The organism is Paraburkholderia tropica (assembly GCF_900109265.1).
In the GTDB taxonomy this organism is placed as follows: Bacteria; Pseudomonadota; Gammaproteobacteria; order Burkholderiales; family Burkholderiaceae; genus Paraburkholderia; species Paraburkholderia tropica.
On sequence record NZ_FNZM01000012.1, the window covers coordinates 23,464 to 40,854 of the forward strand.

The 17,391-nt window shown below is 68.1% G+C and carries 10 protein-coding genes; 3 read left to right on the top strand and 7 right to left on the bottom strand.

What is annotated here, in order from left to right; all coding sequences use genetic code 11:
- Positions 1 to 39 precede the first annotated feature (39 nt).
- Positions 40 to 393, top strand: coding sequence for a DUF4148 domain-containing protein (locus BMY06_RS20625; protein WP_065063538.1), 354 nt, complete (start codon positions 40 to 42; stop codon positions 391 to 393).
- A gap of 149 nt (positions 394 to 542) precedes the next feature.
- Here the strand turns inward: BMY06_RS20625 and BMY06_RS20630 are convergent, their stop codons facing one another.
- From BMY06_RS20630 to BMY06_RS20645, 4 genes are all read right to left on the bottom strand, one after another.
- A complete protein-coding gene (locus BMY06_RS20630; RefSeq protein WP_074984892.1) occupies positions 543 to 1,406 on the bottom strand; it encodes an anti-sigma factor family protein in 864 nt (287 codons plus the stop codon).
- Positions 1,403 to 1,921, bottom strand: coding sequence for a sigma-70 family RNA polymerase sigma factor (locus tag BMY06_RS20635; protein WP_065063534.1), 519 nt, complete (start codon positions 1,919 to 1,921; stop codon positions 1,403 to 1,405). Before BMY06_RS20635 ends, BMY06_RS20630 begins: the two co-directional genes overlap by 4 nt.
- Positions 1,922 to 1,943: 22 nt before the next feature.
- The gene (locus tag BMY06_RS20640) at positions 1,944 to 2,765 is read right to left on the bottom strand and encodes an anti-sigma factor (RefSeq protein WP_065063532.1); all 822 of its coding nucleotides are present in this window, start codon (positions 2,763 to 2,765) and stop codon (positions 1,944 to 1,946) included.
- 139 nt (positions 2,766 to 2,904) lie between these two features.
- On the bottom strand, positions 2,905 to 3,531 hold the full coding sequence (locus BMY06_RS20645; RefSeq protein ID WP_065063585.1) for a LysE family translocator: 627 nt from the start codon (positions 3,529 to 3,531) through the stop codon (positions 2,905 to 2,907).
- Positions 3,532 to 3,662: 131 nt separating this feature from the next.
- On the opposite strand from BMY06_RS20645, the gene BMY06_RS20650 reads away from it, so the two are divergent.
- On the top strand, positions 3,663 to 4,115 hold the full coding sequence (locus BMY06_RS20650) for an Lrp/AsnC family transcriptional regulator (protein WP_074984894.1): 453 nt from the start codon (positions 3,663 to 3,665) through the stop codon (positions 4,113 to 4,115).
- A gap of 36 nt (positions 4,116 to 4,151) precedes the next feature.
- On the opposite strand, the gene BMY06_RS20655 is transcribed toward BMY06_RS20650, so the two are convergent.
- A complete protein-coding gene (locus BMY06_RS20655) occupies positions 4,152 to 4,706 on the bottom strand; it encodes a hypothetical protein (RefSeq protein ID WP_074984896.1) in 555 nt (184 codons plus the stop codon).
- A gap of 207 nt (positions 4,707 to 4,913) precedes the next feature.
- Here BMY06_RS20655 and BMY06_RS20660 point away from each other — a divergent pair, with 207 nt between their 5' ends.
- The gene (locus tag BMY06_RS20660) at positions 4,914 to 5,486 is read left to right on the top strand and encodes a nucleotidyltransferase family protein (RefSeq protein ID WP_074984898.1); all 573 of its coding nucleotides are present in this window, start codon (positions 4,914 to 4,916) and stop codon (positions 5,484 to 5,486) included.
- A gap of 66 nt (positions 5,487 to 5,552) precedes the next feature.
- Here BMY06_RS20660 and BMY06_RS20665 read toward each other — a convergent pair whose 3' ends face one another.
- Together BMY06_RS20665 and BMY06_RS38815 are read right to left on the bottom strand one after the other, a co-directional pair.
- The gene (locus BMY06_RS20665; protein WP_161495568.1) at positions 5,553 to 16,691 is read right to left on the bottom strand and encodes an autotransporter-associated beta strand repeat-containing protein; all 11,139 of its coding nucleotides are present in this window, start codon (positions 16,689 to 16,691) and stop codon (positions 5,553 to 5,555) included.
- 386 nt (positions 16,692 to 17,077) lie between these two features.
- On the bottom strand, positions 17,078 to 17,383 hold the full coding sequence (locus BMY06_RS38815) for a hypothetical protein (RefSeq protein ID WP_124263338.1): 306 nt from the start codon (positions 17,381 to 17,383) through the stop codon (positions 17,078 to 17,080).
- Positions 17,384 to 17,391 lie beyond the last annotated feature (8 nt).

The window sequence follows — 17,391 nt, forward strand, 5'->3', positions numbered from 1 at the left end:
TCCGGTCACGCACCAACCTCACATTATCAGGAGTTCGAAATGTCCATTCGCCACGCCATGTTCGCCACCTTCATCGCACTTGCCTCCGTGGGTGCCGTCACGCAAGCCTCGGCACAAGGCCTCACGCGCGCCGAAGTGCGCCAGCAGTTGATCGAAGCCGAAAACAACGGCTCGCGTTTCGTGACCGATGCGTCGTACCCGGACGTGAGTCCCGTGTTCGCGCAGCAAGTGGCCGCACAGCAACATCAGCAGCCGCCGCGTGTCGCGCAGACCGCGGCCGATCCCGTCGCGCAAAGCGGCATGGGCATGCCGATGCCCGGCACGAGCGAGTCGGGCGCGCCGCAAATGTGCGTCGGCCCGGCGAGCTTCTGCAATATCTATCAGGGTAGCTGAGCGCAGAGAAGACGCTGTTCGACACCGTGCAACGCCGACGCCCCGCTCTCGATGAGCGGGGCGTCGGCGTTCGCATGCGAACCATGACGCGGCAAGAACGGTGCGGGCAATCCGCACCGCTACGTCATGAATACCGCGTCAATAGAGCTTCAATGCGGCGTCAGTTGCGAATAGACGTCGTGCGCGAGTTGCAGCATCACCTTGTGGTCGATGCCGCCGGACAGCGCATAGCCGAAGTCGCCGTCGATCCAGTAGAACACGCTCACGGGGCCGTCCTCGTAGAGCTTGAACGCCGTGGTGTTGCTGCTGGTCTTGCGGTGCGAGATGCACAGCGTCACGCGTTCGCCCTGCGCGTTGTGATACATGAACTGCGCGACTTCACCGTCGGGACCGGGCAGCAAACGGCCGCCCGCCAGCTCGAAACCGCTTTTCGCGAGCATGGGCGGATGCACGTCGGTGCCGAGCCGGTTCGCGAGCCATTGCACGAAGTCCTGCTCCTGATGGCTGCTCATGGTGTCCGGACGCCCGACTTCGGGCATGTAGACCACATGGGCGAGCGCGGCTTCGTGGACGAAGCTCATCGTCGTGTCGGCGCTCGCCGTCTGCTGATCGCCGCGACCGGCAGTACCCGGCATGAACGCCGCGCCGTAATGCGTGCCCCAGCCGATCCCCACGCCCAGCACCAGCGCGGCCGCCATGCCCGCGTACTTCGGCCAGTTGGCGGCCGCGCGCACGGGCGCTTTCAGCGTTGGGTTCAGCGTTCTGGTCGCGTCCACGCGCGCGGCAGGCGCTTCGCTCGCCGCGCGCAGACGCGCGGGCACCGGCTCGCTGAGCAGGCTGTCGAAGCGCTCATGCAGCAGGCTGTTCAGCGAAAAGAAGTCGCCGACACGCGCGGCGAGGTCGGGATTGCGTTCGAGCTCGCGCTCGACGTCGGCGCGGCGCGCTTCCGAGAGCGTGCCGTCCACGTAGGCGTGGATTTCGTCTTCGGTCACGGGAATTTGTTGCTCGCTCATCGCACCACCTTCAGATTCGCGCGCGGCACCGCGCCGGCCATGAGCGCACGCAGGCGCTCGCGTCCGCGCGACAGCCGCGACATCACCGTGCCGATGGGGACGTCCAGCGCCAGCGCCACATCGGCATAACTCATTTCTTCGAGGCCCACCAGCAGCACCACTTCACGCTGTTCGACCGGCAGCCGCTGCAACGCGAAGTCGAGATCGCGCACTTCGAGCGCGCCGGTCTGGGTCGCGGGCACGGCGTAGTCGGTTTCGGGTACGCTGTCGTCGTCGACGGAGACATGCGTGCCGCGCGCCGCCGACTTGCGCACCTGATTCACGAAGATGTTGTGCATGATCGTGAACAGCCACGCGCGCAGGTCGGTGCCCGCTCGGAACAGCTCGGTGCGCGCGATTGCGCGTTCGAGCGTGTCCTGCACGAGATCGTCGGCGAGCTCGCGGTTGTTGATCAGCGCGCGCGCATAGCGCCTCAGGCGCGGCACGTGATCGATCAGTTCGTCACGGATGTCCATGTTGCATCCTTCTCTGCCCTCTTTATTCGTGCGTGCGGCGCTCGCGACGCGAGGCGCCCTGCTGCGTGGCGACGTCGGCGGCGCGCATCAGACCGTGCGTCGCGGCATTGCCCGCGAGCACCCAGCGCGTGCCGTGCGACGTCCAGCCGAGCAGACGCAGCGCACCCACGCGGCGCGCGCTCCACTGCGGCGCGTCGGCCGCGAACCAGGCGCGCGCGCCCAGCAGCACGACCGGTTCGCCGTCGCCATTTTCGTAGACGTAGCGCGCGGCGCGCGCAAACGGACCCAGCTCCATCTTGCCCGCCGACACGAGCCGCAAGCCCGCCGAGGCCAGATCGAACGGCGCGGCGTCGGCGGCTGCATCGACGTGATAGATGTTATCGACACTTGCGCCTTCATGGGCGTGATCGGCGCCGATTGACGCGGCCGGAGCCGCTTCCATCAGCGCCATGACGGCCGCGTTGTTCAGCGTGTGGTCGTCCGGTTCGGTCAGCGCCAGCCAGGCCGCGCCCGCCGCGAGCATCGCACACACCAGCGCGAGCGCGGCGGCGCGGCGGCGCCAGACCGCGCGCAGACCAAACCCGGCGCGCCGCGCCGGCATGCCGGACTGCGTGCCGGACTGCGTGCTCGCCAAGGCCGGATGCGACGCTGCGGCCGCGTGAAACGAGCGGCGCATCTGCGCATTGAGACGCCGATAGAACAGGATCCGATGCCATTCGCCGGGCCGCCGTGCCAGATAACGCCGCACGCGCGCGGCGTGCTCGCCGGCCAGCGAGCCGTCAGTGTAGGCCTGAATATCGGCCTCGGACACCGGCCGCTCGTCGGGCGGCCCTTGGGAAACCATGATCGTCGGCCTGCGTGGATGGAGATAATGGACTAACAGGCGGCCCGGCGATTTATTCCGGGCGGGCGCGAGAAAGGCAGGGACGAGGACGGGGAAACAGGAAGAAACCGCGTGGATTCAGCGCAGATTCAACGCAGATTCAGCGCGTAAAGGCGAACACCTGCTCCGCGAACAGCAGCACGGCGACGAGGATCATCGCCACGCCCGACAACTGGCTGACGCGGCGCGCCGCGGCGGGCCGCGTGCCGAGCACGGCCTTCGAGCCGAACCCGACCACCGAATAGACGGACGCGCAATTGATCATATGCAGCACGCCCAGCGCGACGATCTGCGCGGACACCGACCAGCCGGCGTCGCGGCGCGTGAACTGCGGCAGGAGCGCGACGAACAGCAGAATCGCCTTCGGATTGAGGCCGCTGATCGCGAAACCGCGCATCGACCAGCCCCAGCGGCTCTGCCGTCCCGTTTTCGGACCGTCTTCCTGGCCCGCCGAGAGTTCGGCCGGATGCATCACCGTGCGTACGCCGAGCCACAGCAAATAAGCGCCGCCGACCACCGTCAGCACCGAAAGCAGCGCGGGCACGCTCGTGACCAGCGCGCCGACACCGGCCGCGACCACCAGCGTGATCGCGAGATAGCCCAGCAACATGCCGCCGACGGCCGGCGCGATCACGCTGCCGCGCAAACCCGCCGAAATCGCGTAGGCCCAGTCGGCGCCCGGCACCATGACGAGGGAGAACGAAACGATCCAGAACGCCGTCAACATGCTCACTTCCACTGCTGTACTTCCGGTAAGACGGGCGCCACCGCCCGAGGGCGCAAATCTTACGGTTTGCGCACCGGAATGTGCTCCCTATTTCTTGCCAGTCGGCGTCCTCAGGCGCTAATATTTCTCACATGGATGCCATTGACCGCAAGATTCTTGCCGAGATTCAGCAAGATGGACGACTTTCAATCACGGAACTCAGCGAACGCGTGGGCCTGAGCCTGTCGCCGTGCCAGCGCCGGCTGCGCGCGCTCGAGAGCGCCGAGGTCATCAGCGGCTATCGCGCCACCATCGACCCCGCCACAGTCGGGCTGAATTTTTCGGCCATCGTCTTCGCCACCTTGCGCGAGGGCAGCAGCGAGAACGTGCATTCCTTCGAGGACGCGCTCATCGACATTCCGGAGATCACGCGCGCCGAACGCCTGTTCGGCGAGCCCGACTACATGCTGCACGTGGTCACGCGCGACCTGAAGGCGTTCCAGACGCTCTACGACCGGCGTCTGCTGCCGCTGCCCTGCGTGCTGCGCCTCACCTCCACGCTCGTCATGAAGAGCATTTTTCAGGACCGGCCGCTGCCGTTGTGAGGCGGCGTGCTTTCTCGCATGCGTGCGCGATGGCTTTTAGCGCGTGTGAATCGTGATCTGAAGTTCAGGGATGCGCTTGCGCAATCGGGCGACGAGCGCCGCGACTTCGGTAGCGTCGATTGCGGTTTCGGTGGTGAAATCGATGGTCGTGCCGGTCGTATTCGTCGCGCCCAGCAACGCGGCCGGGCCGGATGGCTGACCGTATCTGAAGCTTTGCGACCAGACCTCGCCTTCTCGTCGACTGGTGAATCTCAGCGCCGGGCAGGCGAAGTTGGCAAGCGAAGGACCGAGTGAGCCGTGGTCGCCCCAGATCAGTTCCTGGAGTATGGCGTTGTCGTGCTCGTTCGACGACAGACACGGATAGAAGCTGGTCAGCGCTCGCTCGGCGTGGGAAATCGTATCGCCCAGATCCGGCGTGAGTCGCATGCCTCTGCCTGTGTCGGCGAGTTGGCCTTCTGTGCCGTTTAGCGTCAGCACGACGCTCAAGCCCGGCGCGCGGCTATATTCGACAACGCTTAAAGCAAGCAGTTGTGCACACACTTCGGCTGGCGAAAGATGCCGCGAAATAAAGAGCAGGTCGTTGTGATGCATCGTCGACTCACGCGCGCTGGACACGATGCATTGTCCGCGTTCTGTGCGGCGCTGTCGATTGAACGAAAATGGTGTTGTTCGATTATGCGAATGGGTTGCTCAAGCATGCGCGATCTGGAAGTCGCACAACGCGCGCTTTTGTAATGCCCGAATTATTCTTCACTACTCGTTGTCGACGACAACGCCACCGCAGCAGCGCGAGAACCCATGAACGCCGTTAAAAAACTCGACCTCATCGAGGTGATCCAAAAGAACCCCTGGAACACGCTCATTCTGAATCGCGCGGGCGATCTTGGCGTCGACGACTGGTGGCTCACTGCGGGCTGCATTGCGCAGACCGTCTGGAACTTCACGTGCGAGCGAGAGATTCACGCGGGCATTCGCGACTACGACTTGTTCTACTACGACCGCGACACGTCATGGGACGCGGAAAACGAAGTCATCTGCAAGGCGAAAAAACTGTTCTCCGATGTTCCCGTAGAAGTCCAGATCCGCAACCAGGCCCGCGTGCCGTTATGGTATGAAAACAAATTCGGCATCCCGTTCGGCCCGGTCGCACAAGCCTCCGACGGCATAGATCGATTCCCCTGTGCAACGGTCGCAATCGGAATCCGCCACCAGAACAATCGGCAATTCGAAGTCCATTGCCCCTTCGGCCTGACGTCGCTATTCGAAGGCACGCTAAAGCCCAATCGCGCTCTGCCGATCCCGGCGGTCTACGCCGAAAAAACCGCACGCTGGAAGCGCGAATGGCCGCATCTTCGCATCGAGCCATGGTAGGACGAGCGCCAACCGAAGCGCTCGCCCGTCCGCCAAAAACAGGCTCTGGCGAACTCGCAAATAACTTCAAAACCGCCACGCCAGGCGCCCGGAAATCGCATTGTCATGCGAGCCGCCGCCATACTGCCCGCTATACGCGACGCCCAGCGTCAGATTCTTCGCGACGCTCGCATCCAGGCCCAATTCGACCACCGCCGTATCCCGCGCGATCGGCACACCGGCCACCGAGAACGCCGACCCGCCATCGATAAACGCCAGCGTCGAAGTCGGTTGCGTATTGCCGAACGCATGCCGCCAGCCCGCCATCGCATGCGCGCTCACGCTCGCGAGCGGCAGTTCGCCGAGCCGCGTCGCCACTCGCAGACCCAGGGTCGAGAAGCCGATATTCTCCGTATCGCCCTGAGCCCGCAGCGCGCTCTGACCGCCGTTCTCCGAAAAGCCGTCGCTATGCAGATTCACATACGCCAGCCCGGCGAACGGTTCGACCGCGAAGCGATCGAACGGCACCGCGTAGCCCACTTCGCCGAACACCTGCGCGGCCTTCGCGTCGTAGTTCGCGCTGTCGTGATCGGAGAAGCCCGTGAAGGCCGGATAGCGATCCTCGCTCGCATCGTTCCAGGTGTACGCCGCGCCGAGCCGCACGCCGATCGGCCCGTACTGCGCGCCGCCGTACATCGCCACGTGATACGTATCGACCGATGCCGACGAGTTCAGCCCGTTCTCCAGCGAGCTGTGCGCAAAGCCGCCCGCCACGCCCACACGCCACTGGTCGTTCAGCGCCATATCCGCACCGCCGATGAAACCGGCCGTGGTGCGGTCGAGGCCCGCGGCATTGGCGTCGCCCGCCAGCCGGCTATCCGCGCCGTAGCCCTGCGCCCAGACCACCGGCTGATACGGCGTGCTGTTCGCGCACGCGCCCTGCGAACCACCGTGCACGCTGTCGCCCGACATTGCGCCTTGCGAGAGACGCGAATCGCACAGCGCCGGTCCCGACGACAGCGCCCCAAGCGGCCCGTCGGTCGGCGCGAGACCCTGACGCAGGCGGTCCGTGACCGCGTCGCGCAGATAGCGCGTATCGAGCAGGAACACCGTCTTCGCATCCGAGATCAACTGGCCGTCGATCATGTTGTAGGCCTGGCGCGCCGTGGCGGCATCGGTCGCGAGGATCGACTGATACAGCGGGCCCGTCGTCGAGAGCGAGGCCACCGCCGTCGCCACGCTGCTCTGGTTCGGCGTCACCGCCACCGACGTGAACGGCTGGTCGTTGCGCGTGAGCGTCAGGTTGACGGTGTTCGGCGTATAGCTCAGCGACGGCGTGAGGAACGCGAGGTTCGAACTGACGCTCTGGAACGCGCCGCTCACGCCGCCCGCCGCCGTGAGGATCGGATACTGCGTCTGCGGCGACCAGGCGCCCTGGCCCGCGAGCACGCTGACCGCGCCGCCGTTGAGCGTCGCCGTGCCCGTCGCCGCGATCTTGCCCGCCTGGGTCGGCGTGGCCGCGACCTGGTAGTTCGATCCCGATTCGAAGGTCACGTTGCCCGCCACGTTCAGGCTCTGGCCCGGCGTGAGCGCCGCCGCGGTACCGCCGCTCTGCACGATCAGGCCGCCGACGGTGCCGGTGCCCGTGAGCGTCGCGCCGTTCTGCACGGTGGCCGTCGAATTGGCGGTCGAGCCGCTTACGTCGAGCGTGCCGCCCGAGACCGTGGTCGGGCCGCTATAGGTGCTGGTGCCGCCGAGCGTAAGCGTGCCGCTGCCCGACTTTGTCACCGAGCCCGTGCCCGTGAGCGAGCCCGCATAGCTGCCGCCGCCGTTCACAGTGAGGCTCGAATTGCCGAGCGAGACGCTCGAACCTGAAGCGCCGTCGAGCGAGCCCACCGTCACGTCGAGCGGCGCGCCGCCGGTCGTGCCGAGCGCGAGCGTGCCGCCGTTCACGGTCAGTCCGCCGGTGCCCAGCGCCGTGTTCGAGCCGACCGTGAGCGTGCCGTCGTTGAGCGTCGTGCCGCCGCTATAGGTGTTCGCGCCCGTCAGCGTGAGATCGGCCGCGCCGTTCTTCACGACCGCGCCCGTGCCGGAGACCACGCCGGACAGCACGGTGTCGGCGCTGCCGCCGATCGTCAGCGTGTCGTTGAGCGCGACCGCGTTGGCGAGCGTGACCGCCGTCGAGGCGTCGAGCGTCGCGGGCGCGGCGACCGTCAGCGTGCCGGTGCCGAGCGCCGCGTCGTTGCCCGCCACGAGCGTGCCGCCTTCGAGCGTCGTGCCGCCGCTGTAGGTGTTCGCGCCGGTGAGCGTCTGCGTGCCCGCGCCGGCCTTGACGATGCCGCCCGTGCCCGAGATCGTGCCGCCGTAACTGCCGTCCGAACCGCCGCCGAGCGTGAGCGTATTGCCGCCGAGCGTGACGCTCGTGCCGCCGACGCCCGAGAGCGAGCCGACCGTCGGCGTGGCCGTGGAATCGCTGCCGCTGATGTCGAAGCTCGTGCCCGCGTTCGCGAGATTCACGTTGGTCGAGTCCGAGAGCGTGCCGCCACCCGCGAGCGCGAGCGTGCCGTCGCTGATGGTCGTCGCGCCCGTGTAAGTGCTCGTGCCGGTGAGCGTTTCGGTGCCGCTGCCCTGCTTGACGATGCCACCGCCCGTGCCCGCGATGCCGCCCGTGAAGGTGCCGTCGGTGGCGTCGCCGAGCGTCAGCGTGTTCGCGCCGAGGTTGATCGTGCCGCCGCCGACCAGCGTGCCGAACTGCTGCTGCCCGTTGCCCGCGGAGAGGTCGAAGGTCGCGCCGTTCGCCACATCGACGATACCGCTCGCAGCCAGGCTCGCATTCGCGCCGAGCGCGAGCGTGCCCGCGTTGATCGTCGTGCCGCCCGTGTAGGTGTTCGCGCCGTTCAGCGTGAGCGTGGCCGCGCCGTCCTTGGTCAGACCGCCCGTGCCGCTCAGCGCGCCGTTCAGCGTAAGGTCGTTGCTGCCGAGCACCGTGAGGCCGTTGTTCAACGTGATGTCGTTGCCGAGCGTGACCGGCGCGGTGCTGTCGAGCGTCGAGGCGCCGTTCACCGTCACCGCGCCTGTGCCGAGCGCCGCATCGTTGCCGACGACGAGGCCGCCCGCGTTCAGCGTCGTGCCGCCGCTATACGTGTTCGCGCCCGTCAGCGTTTCGGAGCCACTGCCTTGCTTGACGATGCCGCCCGTCCCCGAGATCGTGCTGCCGACGGTCTGATCGCTCGCGTCGCCGAAGGTCAGCGAATTCGCACCCAGCGACACCGTCGTGCCGCCCACGCCGCTCAACGCGCCGATGGTCTGCGCGCCCGACGCCCCGCTGATGTCGAAGCCCGCGCCGCTGTTCGCGAGATTGACCGCGCCGGTCGAGGCCAGCGAGCCGCCCGCGCCGAGTGCGAGCGTGCCCGCGTCGACGGTCGTGCCGCCCGTGTAGGTGTTCGCGCCCGTCAGCGTTTCCGTGCCGCTGCCTTGCTTGACGATGCCGCCCGTGCCGTCGATCGTGCCGCCGAACGTCTGGTCGGTCGTGTCGCCGAAGGTCAGCGTATTGCCGCCGAGCGTCACGCTGCTGCCCGCGACGCCGCTCAACGCGCCGATGGTCTGCGCCGCCGACGCGCCGCTGATATCGAAGCCCGTTCCCGCGTTGGCCAGCGTGACCGCGCCCGTCGAGGCGAGCGAGCCGCCCGCACCGATGGCGAGCGTGCCCGCATCGATCGTCGTGCCGCCCGTGTAGGTGTTCGCGCCCGTGAGCGTTTCCGTGCCGCTGCCGATTTTCGTCACGCCGCCCGTGCCCGCGATGCCGCCGGTGTAGGTGCCATCGGTCGCGCTGCCGAGCGTGAGATCGTTCGAGCCGAGATTCACGGTGCCGCCGCCGACCAGCGTGCCGAATTGCTGCTGCCCGTTGCCCGCGGAGAGGTCGAAGGTCGCGCCGTCCGCCACATCGACGATACCCGTCGACGCGAGGCTCGCGTTCGCGCCGAGCGCGAGCGTGCCCGCGTTGACCGTCGTGCCGCCCGTGTAGGTGTTCGTGCCGTTCAGCGTGAGCGTGGCCGCGCCGTCTTTCGTCAATCCGCCCGTGCCGCTCAATACGCCGTTCAGCGTGAGGTCGTTGCTGCCGAGCACCGTGAGGCCGTCGTTGAGCGTGATGTCGTTGCCGAGCGTGACCGGCGCGGTGCTGTCGAGCGTCGAGGCGCCGTTCACGGTCACCGCGCCTGTGCCGAGCGCGGCGTCGTTGCCGACGACGAGTCCGCCCGCATTCAGCGTCGTGCCGCCGCTAAACGTATTCGCGCCCGTGAGCGTTTCCGTGCCGCTGCCTTGCTTGACGATGCCGCCCGTCCCTTCGATCGTGCTGCCGACGGTTTGATTGCTCGCGTCGCCGAACGTCAGCGAATTCGCGCCGAGATTCACCGTGCTGCCCGTCGCGCCCGACAACGCGCCGACGGTCTGCGCGCCCGTCGCGCCGCTGATATCGAAGCCCGCGCCTGCGTTCGCGAGATTGACAGCGCCGGTCGAGGCCAGCGATCCGCCCGCGCCGAGCGCGAGCGTGCCCGAGTTGATCGTCGTGCCGCCCGTGTACGTGTTCGCGCCGGTGAGCGTTTCCGTATCCGTACCGCTCTTGACGATGCCGCCCGTGCCGCCGATGCTGCCCGCAAACGTGCCGTCGTTCGCGCTGCCGAGCGTCAGCGTGTTGCCGCCCAACGCAACGGTCGAACCGCTCACGCCATTCAACGCGCCGATGGTCGGCGCAACGGTCGCGCCGCTCACGTCGAGCGACGTCCCTGCATTCGCCAGCGTAACGTCGCTCGATGCAGACAACGTGCCGCTCCCTGAAAGCGCCAGCGTGCCGTCGTTGATGGTCGTCGCGCCCGTGTAGGTGTTCGTGCCGGTGAGCGTTTCCGTGCCGGAACCCTGTTTGACGATGCCACCCGTCCCCGTGATCGCGCTCGCCAGCGTCTGGTCGCTCGCATCGCCGAAGATCAGCGAATTGCCGCCGAGCGAGACCGTCGTGCCATCGACGCCACTCAATGCGCCGATCGTCTGCGCGCCCGTCGCACCGCTGATATCGAAGCCCGCGCCTGCGCCCGCGAGCGCCACCGATCCCGTCGACGCCAGCGATCCACCCGCGCCGAGCGCGAGCGTGCCCGAGTTGATCGTCGTGCCGCCGGTGTACGTGTTCGCGCCAGTCAGCGTTTCCGTATCCGTGCCGCTCTTGACGATCCCGCCCGTGCCGCCGATGCTGCCCGCAAATGTGCCGTCGTTCGCACTACCGAGCGTCAGCGTATTGCCGCCCAGCGCAACCGTCGAGCCGCTCACGCCGTTCAACGCGCCGATGGTCGGCGCAATGGTCGAGCCGCTTACATCAAGCGACGTCCCTGCATTTGCCAACGTAACGTCGCTCGATGCAGACAACGTGCCGCTCCCTGAAAGCGCCAGCGTGCCGTCGTTGATTGTCGTGGTGCCCGTGTAGGTGTTCGTGCCGGTGAGCGTTTCCGTGCCGCTGCCCTGCTTGACGATGCCGCCCGTCCCCGTGATCGCGCTTGCCAGCGTCTGGTCGCTCGCATCGCCGAAGATCAGCGAATTCGCGCCGAGCGAGACCGTCGTACCATCGACGCCACTCAATGCGCCGATCGTCTGCGCGCCCGTCGCGCCGCTGATGTCGAAGCCCGCTCCGGCGCCCGCGAGCGCCACCGATCCCGTCGACGCCAGCGATCCACCCGCGCCCAGCGCCAGCGTGCCCGCGTCGATCGTCGTGCCGCCCGTGTAGGTATTCGCGCCCGTCAGCGTTTCCGTGCCGCTGCCTTGCTTGACGATGCCGCCGGTGCCGCCGAGCGTGCCGCCGAAGGTCTCGTTGCCCGCATCGCCGAACGTCAGCGTGTTGCCGCCCAGCGTGACCGTGCTGCCGCCGACGCCGCTCAAGCCGCCGATCGTCTGGTTCGCGGCCGCCGCGCTGATATCGAAGCCCGTGCCCGCGTTGGCGAGATCGACCGCGCCCGTCGCGGCCAGCGAGCCGCCGAGGCCGAGCGCGAGCGTGCCCGCATCGATGGTCGTGCCGCCCGTGAAGGTGTTCGCGCCCGTCAGCGTCTCCGTGCCGCTGCCGATTTTCAGCAGGCCGCCCGTGCCGCCGATCGAGCCGCTGAAGGTGCCGTCCACGTCGCTGCCGAGCGTCAGCGAATTGCCGCCGAGCAGCACCGTGCCGCCGCCGATCAGCGTGCCGAACTGCTGCTGGCCGTTGCCCGCCGACAGATCGAAGGTCGCGCCGGTCGCCACATCGACGATGCCCGTCGACGCCAGGCTCGCGTTCGCGCCGAGCGCGAGCGTGCCCGCGTTGATGTTGGTGCCGCCGGTGTAAGTGTTCGCGCCGTTCAGCGTGAGCGTGGCGAGGCCGTTCTTGGTCAGGCCGCCGGTGCCCGCGAGCACGCCGTTGAGCGTGACGTCGTTGCTGCCGACCACCGTGAGGCCGCTGTTCAGGATGAAGTCGTTGGCGAGCGTCGTGGCCGTGCTGCCGTCGAGCGTCGCGGCGCCGTTCACCGTGACCGCGCCCGTGCCGAGCGCCGAGTCGTTGCCGACGACGAGTCCGCCCGCGTTCAGCGTCGTGCCGCCGCTATAGGTGTTCGCGCCCGTGAGCGTTTCCGTGCCCGTGCCGTTCTTGACGAGACCGCCCGAGCCGCCGATCGCGCCCGCGAAGGTCTGATTGGTCGCGTCGCCGAAGGTCAGCGCATTCGCGCCCAGCGTCACCGTCGTGCCGCCCACGCCGCTCAATGCGCCGATGGTCTGCGCGCCCGACGCCCCGCTGATATCGAAGCCCGCGCCGGTTCCGGCGAGATTGACCGCGCCCGTCGACGCGAGCGAGCCGCCCGCGCCGAGCGCGAGCGTGCCCGCGTCGATCGTCGTGCCGCCCGTATACGTATTCGCGCCCGTGAGCGTCTGCGTGCCGCTGCCCTGCTTGACGATGCCGCCCGTGCCTCCGATCGCGCCCGCGAAAGTCTGATCGCTCGCATCGCCGAAGGTCAGCGCGTTCGCGCCGAGCGTTACGCTGCTGCCCGCGACGCCGCTCAACGCGCCGAGGGTCTGTGCCGCCGACGCGCCGCTGATATCGAGCCCCGCGCCGGTTCCGGCCAGACTCACCGCGCCCGTCGACGCCAGCGCGCCGCCCGCGCCGAGCGCGAGCGTGCCCGCGTTGATCGTCGTGCCGCCCGTGTACGTGTTCGCGCCGCCAAGTGTCAGCGTGGCCGCGCCGTTCTTCGTCAGGCCGCCCGCGCCCGACAGCACGCCGTTCAGCGTGAGCGCGTTCGAGCCGCCCACGGTCAGCGAGTTGCCGAGCGTGAAGGCGTTGGCGAGCGTGCTCGCCGCGCTGCTGTCGAGCGAAGCGGGTCCGGCCACCGTGACCGCGCCCGTGCCGAGCGCCGCATTGTTGCCGACGACGATGCCGCCCGCGTTCAGCGTCGTGCCGCCGCTGTACGTGTTCGCGCCGCTGAGCGTTTCGACGCCCGCGCCGTTCTTCACCAGCCCGCCCGTGCCGCTGATCACGCCCGCGAAACTCTGGTTCGTCGCGTCGCCGAAGCTCAGCGTGTTCGCGCCGAGCGCCAGCGCGCTGCCCGCCACGCCCGAGAGCGCGCCGAGCGTCTGGTTGCCGCCCGCGCCGCTGAGATCGAGCGTCGATCCCGCGCCGTTCAGCGCGACGTTGCCGCCGAGCGTCGCGCCCGCGCCGAGCGCCAGCGTGCCCGCGTTGACGGCCGTGCCGCCCGTGAAGGTGTTCGCGCCGTTCAGCGTGAGCGTGGCCGCGCCGTTCTTCGTCAGACTGCCGGTGCCGCTCAGGCCGCTCGCAAGCGTCAGCGCGTTCGAGCCGAGCACCGTGAGCGCGCCGTTGAGCACGACGCCGTTGGCGAGCGTGATCGCGCTCGTGTTGTCGAGCGAGGCCGGGCCGCCGATGGTCAGCACGCCCGAGCCGAGCGCCGACGCGTTGCCCAGCACGAGCCCGCCCGCATTGAGCGCCGTGCCGCCGCTATAGGTGTTCGCGCCGCTGAGCGTCTCGACGCCCGAACCTTGCGTGGTCAGCCCGCCCGTGCCGGAGATCGTGCCCGCGAAGGTCTGGTTCGTCGCATCGCCGAACGTGAGTCCGTTCGCGCCGAGCGACACCGTCGTGCCGCTCACGCCGCTCAATGCGCCGATCGTCTGCGCGCCCGTCGCCGCGCTGATATCGAAGCCCGCGCCCGCATTTGCGAGATTGACCGCGCCCGTCGATGCGAGCGAGCCGCCCGCGCCGAGCGCGAGTGTGCCGGCGTTGACCGTCGTGCCGCCCGTGTAGGTGTTCGCGCCCGTCAGCGTTTCGACGCCCGCACCCTGCTTGACGATGCCGCCCGTGCCATTGATCGCGCCCGCGAACGCGCCGTTGGCCGCGCCGCCGAGCGTCAGCGCATTGGCGCCGAGATTGATCGCGCTGCCCGTCACGCCGTTGAGCACGCCAATGCTGCGCGCGCCGCTCGCCGCGCCGAGGTCGAACACGCTGCCCGCATTCGCGAGCGTGAGCGCCGAGTTCGCCGCCAGCGCGCCCGCGCCGGAGAGCGCGAGCGTGCCCGCGTTGACGGTCGTGCCGCCCGTGTAGGTGTTCGCGCCGCTCAAGGTCTGCGTGCCGGTGCCTTGCTTGACAACGCCGCCCGTGCCGCCGATCACGCCCGCGAAGGTTTGATTCGTTGCGTTGCCGAACGTCAGCGCGTTCGCGCCGAGCGCGACCGTCGTGCCGCTCACGCCGCTCAATGCGCCGATGGTTTGCGCACCGCTCGCCGCGCTGATATCGAAACCCGCACCGGCGCCCGCGAGCGTCACGCCGCCCGCCGCCGCGAGACTGCCGCCCGCGCCGAGCGCGAGCGTGCCCGCGTTGATCGTCGTGCCGCCCGTGTAGGTGTTCGCGCCGGTCAGCGTCTGCGTGCCGCTGCCTTGCTTGACGAGACCGCCCGTGCCGCTGATGACGCCCGCAAAGGTCTGGTTCGTCGTCGTGCCGAAGGTCAGCGCATTCGTGCCGAGCGCGAGCGTGCTGCCCGCCACGCCCGACAACGCGCCGATCGTCTGCGCACCCGACGCGCCGCTGATATCGAAGCCCGTGCCCGCGTTCGCGAGCGTGAGCGCGCCCGTCGAGGCCAGCGAGCCGCCCGCGCCCAGCGCGATCTTGCCCACGTTGACCGTCGTGCCGCCGGTGTAGGTGTTCGCGCCCGAGAGCGTCTGCGTGCCGCTGCCCTGTTTGACGAGACCGCCCGTGCCGCTGACGACGCCCGCGAAGGTCTGGTTCGTTGCATCGCCGAACGTCAGCGTGTTCGCGCCGAGCGCGAGCGTGCTGCCCGTCACGCCCGAGAGCGCGCCGACCGTCCGCGCACCCGATGCGCCGCTGAGATCGAAATTCGCGCCGCTCGCGCCCAGCGTGAGCGCGCCCGCCGACGCGAGATTGCCCGCGCCCGAGAGCGCGAGCGTGCCCGCATTGATCGTCGTGCCGCCCGTGTAGGTATTGACGCCCGTGAGCGTCGCCGTGCCGCTGCCTTGCCTGGTCACGCCGCCCGTGCCGCTGATCACGCCGCTGAAGGTCTGCGCGGTCGCATCGCCGAACGTGAGGCTGCGCGCGCCGAGCGTGACGTTGCCCGAACCGGAGAGCGCGCCGATCGTCTGATTCGCGCCCGATCCGCTGATATCGAGCGCCGCGCCCGTGCTCGCGAGATTGACCGCGCCCGTCGCCGCGAGCTTGCCGCCCGTGCCGAGCGCGAGCGTGCCCGCGTTGATCGTCGTGCCGCCCGTGTAGGTGTTGACGCCCGTGAGCGTCACGGTGGCCGCGCCGCTCTTCACCAGCGCGCCCGTGCCGGCGATCACGCCGCTGAGCGTCGCCGCATTGCTGCCGCCGAGCGTGAGCGTGTTCGCGCCGAGATTGACCGCGTTGCCGAGCGTGAGGCCCGCCGTGCTCGTATCGAGCGTGGCCGCGCCGCCCACGTTGAGCGCGCCGCTGCCGAGCGCCGCCGCGTTGCCCGCGACGAGCGAGCCGCCGTTCAGGTTCGTGCCGCCGCTATACGTGTTTGCGCCCGTGAGCGTGAGCGCCGCGGTGCCGGTCTTGGTCAGCGCGCCGGTGCCCGACAGCACGCCCGAGAGCGTGAACGCATTGCTGCCTTGCGCGATGAGTCCGCCCGTGCCGAGCGAAATCGTATTCGCGATGTTCAGGCCCGCCGCCGCGGCTTCGAGCGCGCCGCCCGTCGCCGTGATCGTGCCGGTGCCGAGACTCGTGGCGTTATCGACGATGGCCGTCGCGGTGCTGGCGAGCGTCGCGTCGAGCGCGCCCGACGGACCGTTGAGCGTCCACGTCCCGCTCTCCAGCGAGAGATGGTTGAAGTTGATGTAGTTGGACATCGTGACCTGGCCGGCCGCCGGACCGCCCGTGGCCTGCGCGAGATGCAGCGTGTTATTGCCGCCGCTGCCGCCATCCACGTAACCGGCCTGCGCAAAGCCCAGATTCACGCCGACGAGACCGAGCACGCCCACATACGCCCCCGTGCCCGCCGACACCGACGAACCCGTGTACGCATAGAAGTTGTTGGTGCTGCCCGCGCCCATCGACACGCTGCCGATCACGCTGCCCGTGTTGCGGAACGTGTTGCCCGCCGTCGACGCCTGAAAGCCCACGCGGCCCGAGATCGTGCCGTTGTTCGTGAAGTTGACCTGACCGCCGCCGTACACCGCGGCGGTGACGCGATCGGCGGGCGCGACCGTCACGCCCGCGATGGCGCTGGAACCGATCGTGCCGTTATTGACGATGTTGCTCACGCCGCCCGCGCCGTTCTGCACGGCGAGCGCCAGCCCGGTGAGATTCGACAGATTGACGGTGACGAGCTGCGCGGTGCCGTTCATCGTGCCGTTGTTGGTCACGTTGATGGTGCTCGCGCTGCTGTTGCCGATCACCGTGCCGCTCGACAGGATGCTCAGTATGCCTAAAAGAGAAGGATCAATCGTGCCGCTATTATTGAAGGTGACGTTGCTGCCCGTGAGCGACACCGCCGTTCCGCCCACGCCGAGCAGGACGCCGAAGTTGGTCGTGGAATCGGCGTTGACGGTGATACCGCTGGTGGTATTCGCATAGTTCGGCGCGAGCGGATTGGCTGCGCCCGTGCAATTCACCACCGAGCCTGCCGTCGTGCAGGTCGTCGCCTGCGCGCGGCCTGGCGTCAGCAGGAAAATGCATAACGCAATAACCAAAGAAGCGCACAACGAAGCGCACTGAACAATCAACGCGACAATAACGTCGCCGGAAACAAAGCCGCCCATTGCGCGAGGCGCAACGCGTAGCACGCAAATACCGTTCGATTCCCTCACGCCCTTTCCCCTTAGAAGATCGTGAATCGGCACTACGTCGATATCCGTTTCGCAGGCGCGCACAGACCCGTCCCGCACTGATGGCATGCGCGAGTCAAATCGGCGCCGTCGCGGCCGTGCGCGCGCGGGCGCCGGTCATGGACGGCGCGCGCAGACACGCAACGCAAGGCGCACGGGCGCTTTGCGGGCAAGCGGCGATCAAGGCGAACGGATGGCGGCCGCGGACGAGCAACACGCGTACAGCAAGCGTGCAGGACTCGCCGCGCCAATCAGGATGGGCTGGTGAGCGGTTTCATGGAGGGTGCCTCCCGGTGTACTCTCGTGGATCGTTTGTTCACATCATTGACTGTCATCCAGAGCATAGACAAAAGCTTGCTTACTTCAAGCTTTAAATCGCGCTTTAAATCATTTTTTGCGAACTGGATTAAATTACGGTAAAACCGCCAATATCTAAAATCGCGCCCAGCAAAATTGACAGGGAACGGCATATGCGAATCGCTTTTTAAAGCGCGGAAATAACTGCTTTGAATGGCGATAAATACCGGTAAAAAATTCGTGCGAGCCGCCTGGATCATGGACGGAC

Excerpts from the sequence above, each read along its gene's own strand:
- BMY06_RS20625 (WP_065063538.1), top strand. The coding sequence starts at position 40 with ATGTCCATTCGCCACGCCATGTTCGCCACCTTCATCGCACTTGCCTCC.
- BMY06_RS20630 (WP_074984892.1), bottom strand. The coding sequence starts at position 1,406 with ATGAGCGAGCAACAAATTCCCGTGACCGAAGACGAAATCCACGCCTAC.
- BMY06_RS20635 (WP_065063534.1), bottom strand. The coding sequence starts at position 1,921 with ATGGACATCCGTGACGAACTGATCGATCACGTGCCGCGCCTGAGGCGC.
- BMY06_RS20640 (WP_065063532.1), bottom strand. The coding sequence starts at position 2,765 with ATGGTTTCCCAAGGGCCGCCCGACGAGCGGCCGGTGTCCGAGGCCGAT.
- BMY06_RS20645 (WP_065063585.1), bottom strand. The coding sequence starts at position 3,531 with ATGTTGACGGCGTTCTGGATCGTTTCGTTCTCCCTCGTCATGGTGCCG.
- BMY06_RS20650 (WP_074984894.1), top strand. The coding sequence starts at position 3,663 with ATGGATGCCATTGACCGCAAGATTCTTGCCGAGATTCAGCAAGATGGA.
- BMY06_RS20655 (WP_074984896.1), bottom strand. The coding sequence starts at position 4,706 with ATGCATCACAACGACCTGCTCTTTATTTCGCGGCATCTTTCGCCAGCC.
- BMY06_RS20660 (WP_074984898.1), top strand. The coding sequence starts at position 4,914 with ATGAACGCCGTTAAAAAACTCGACCTCATCGAGGTGATCCAAAAGAAC.
- BMY06_RS38815 (WP_124263338.1), bottom strand. The coding sequence starts at position 17,383 with ATGATCCAGGCGGCTCGCACGAATTTTTTACCGGTATTTATCGCCATT.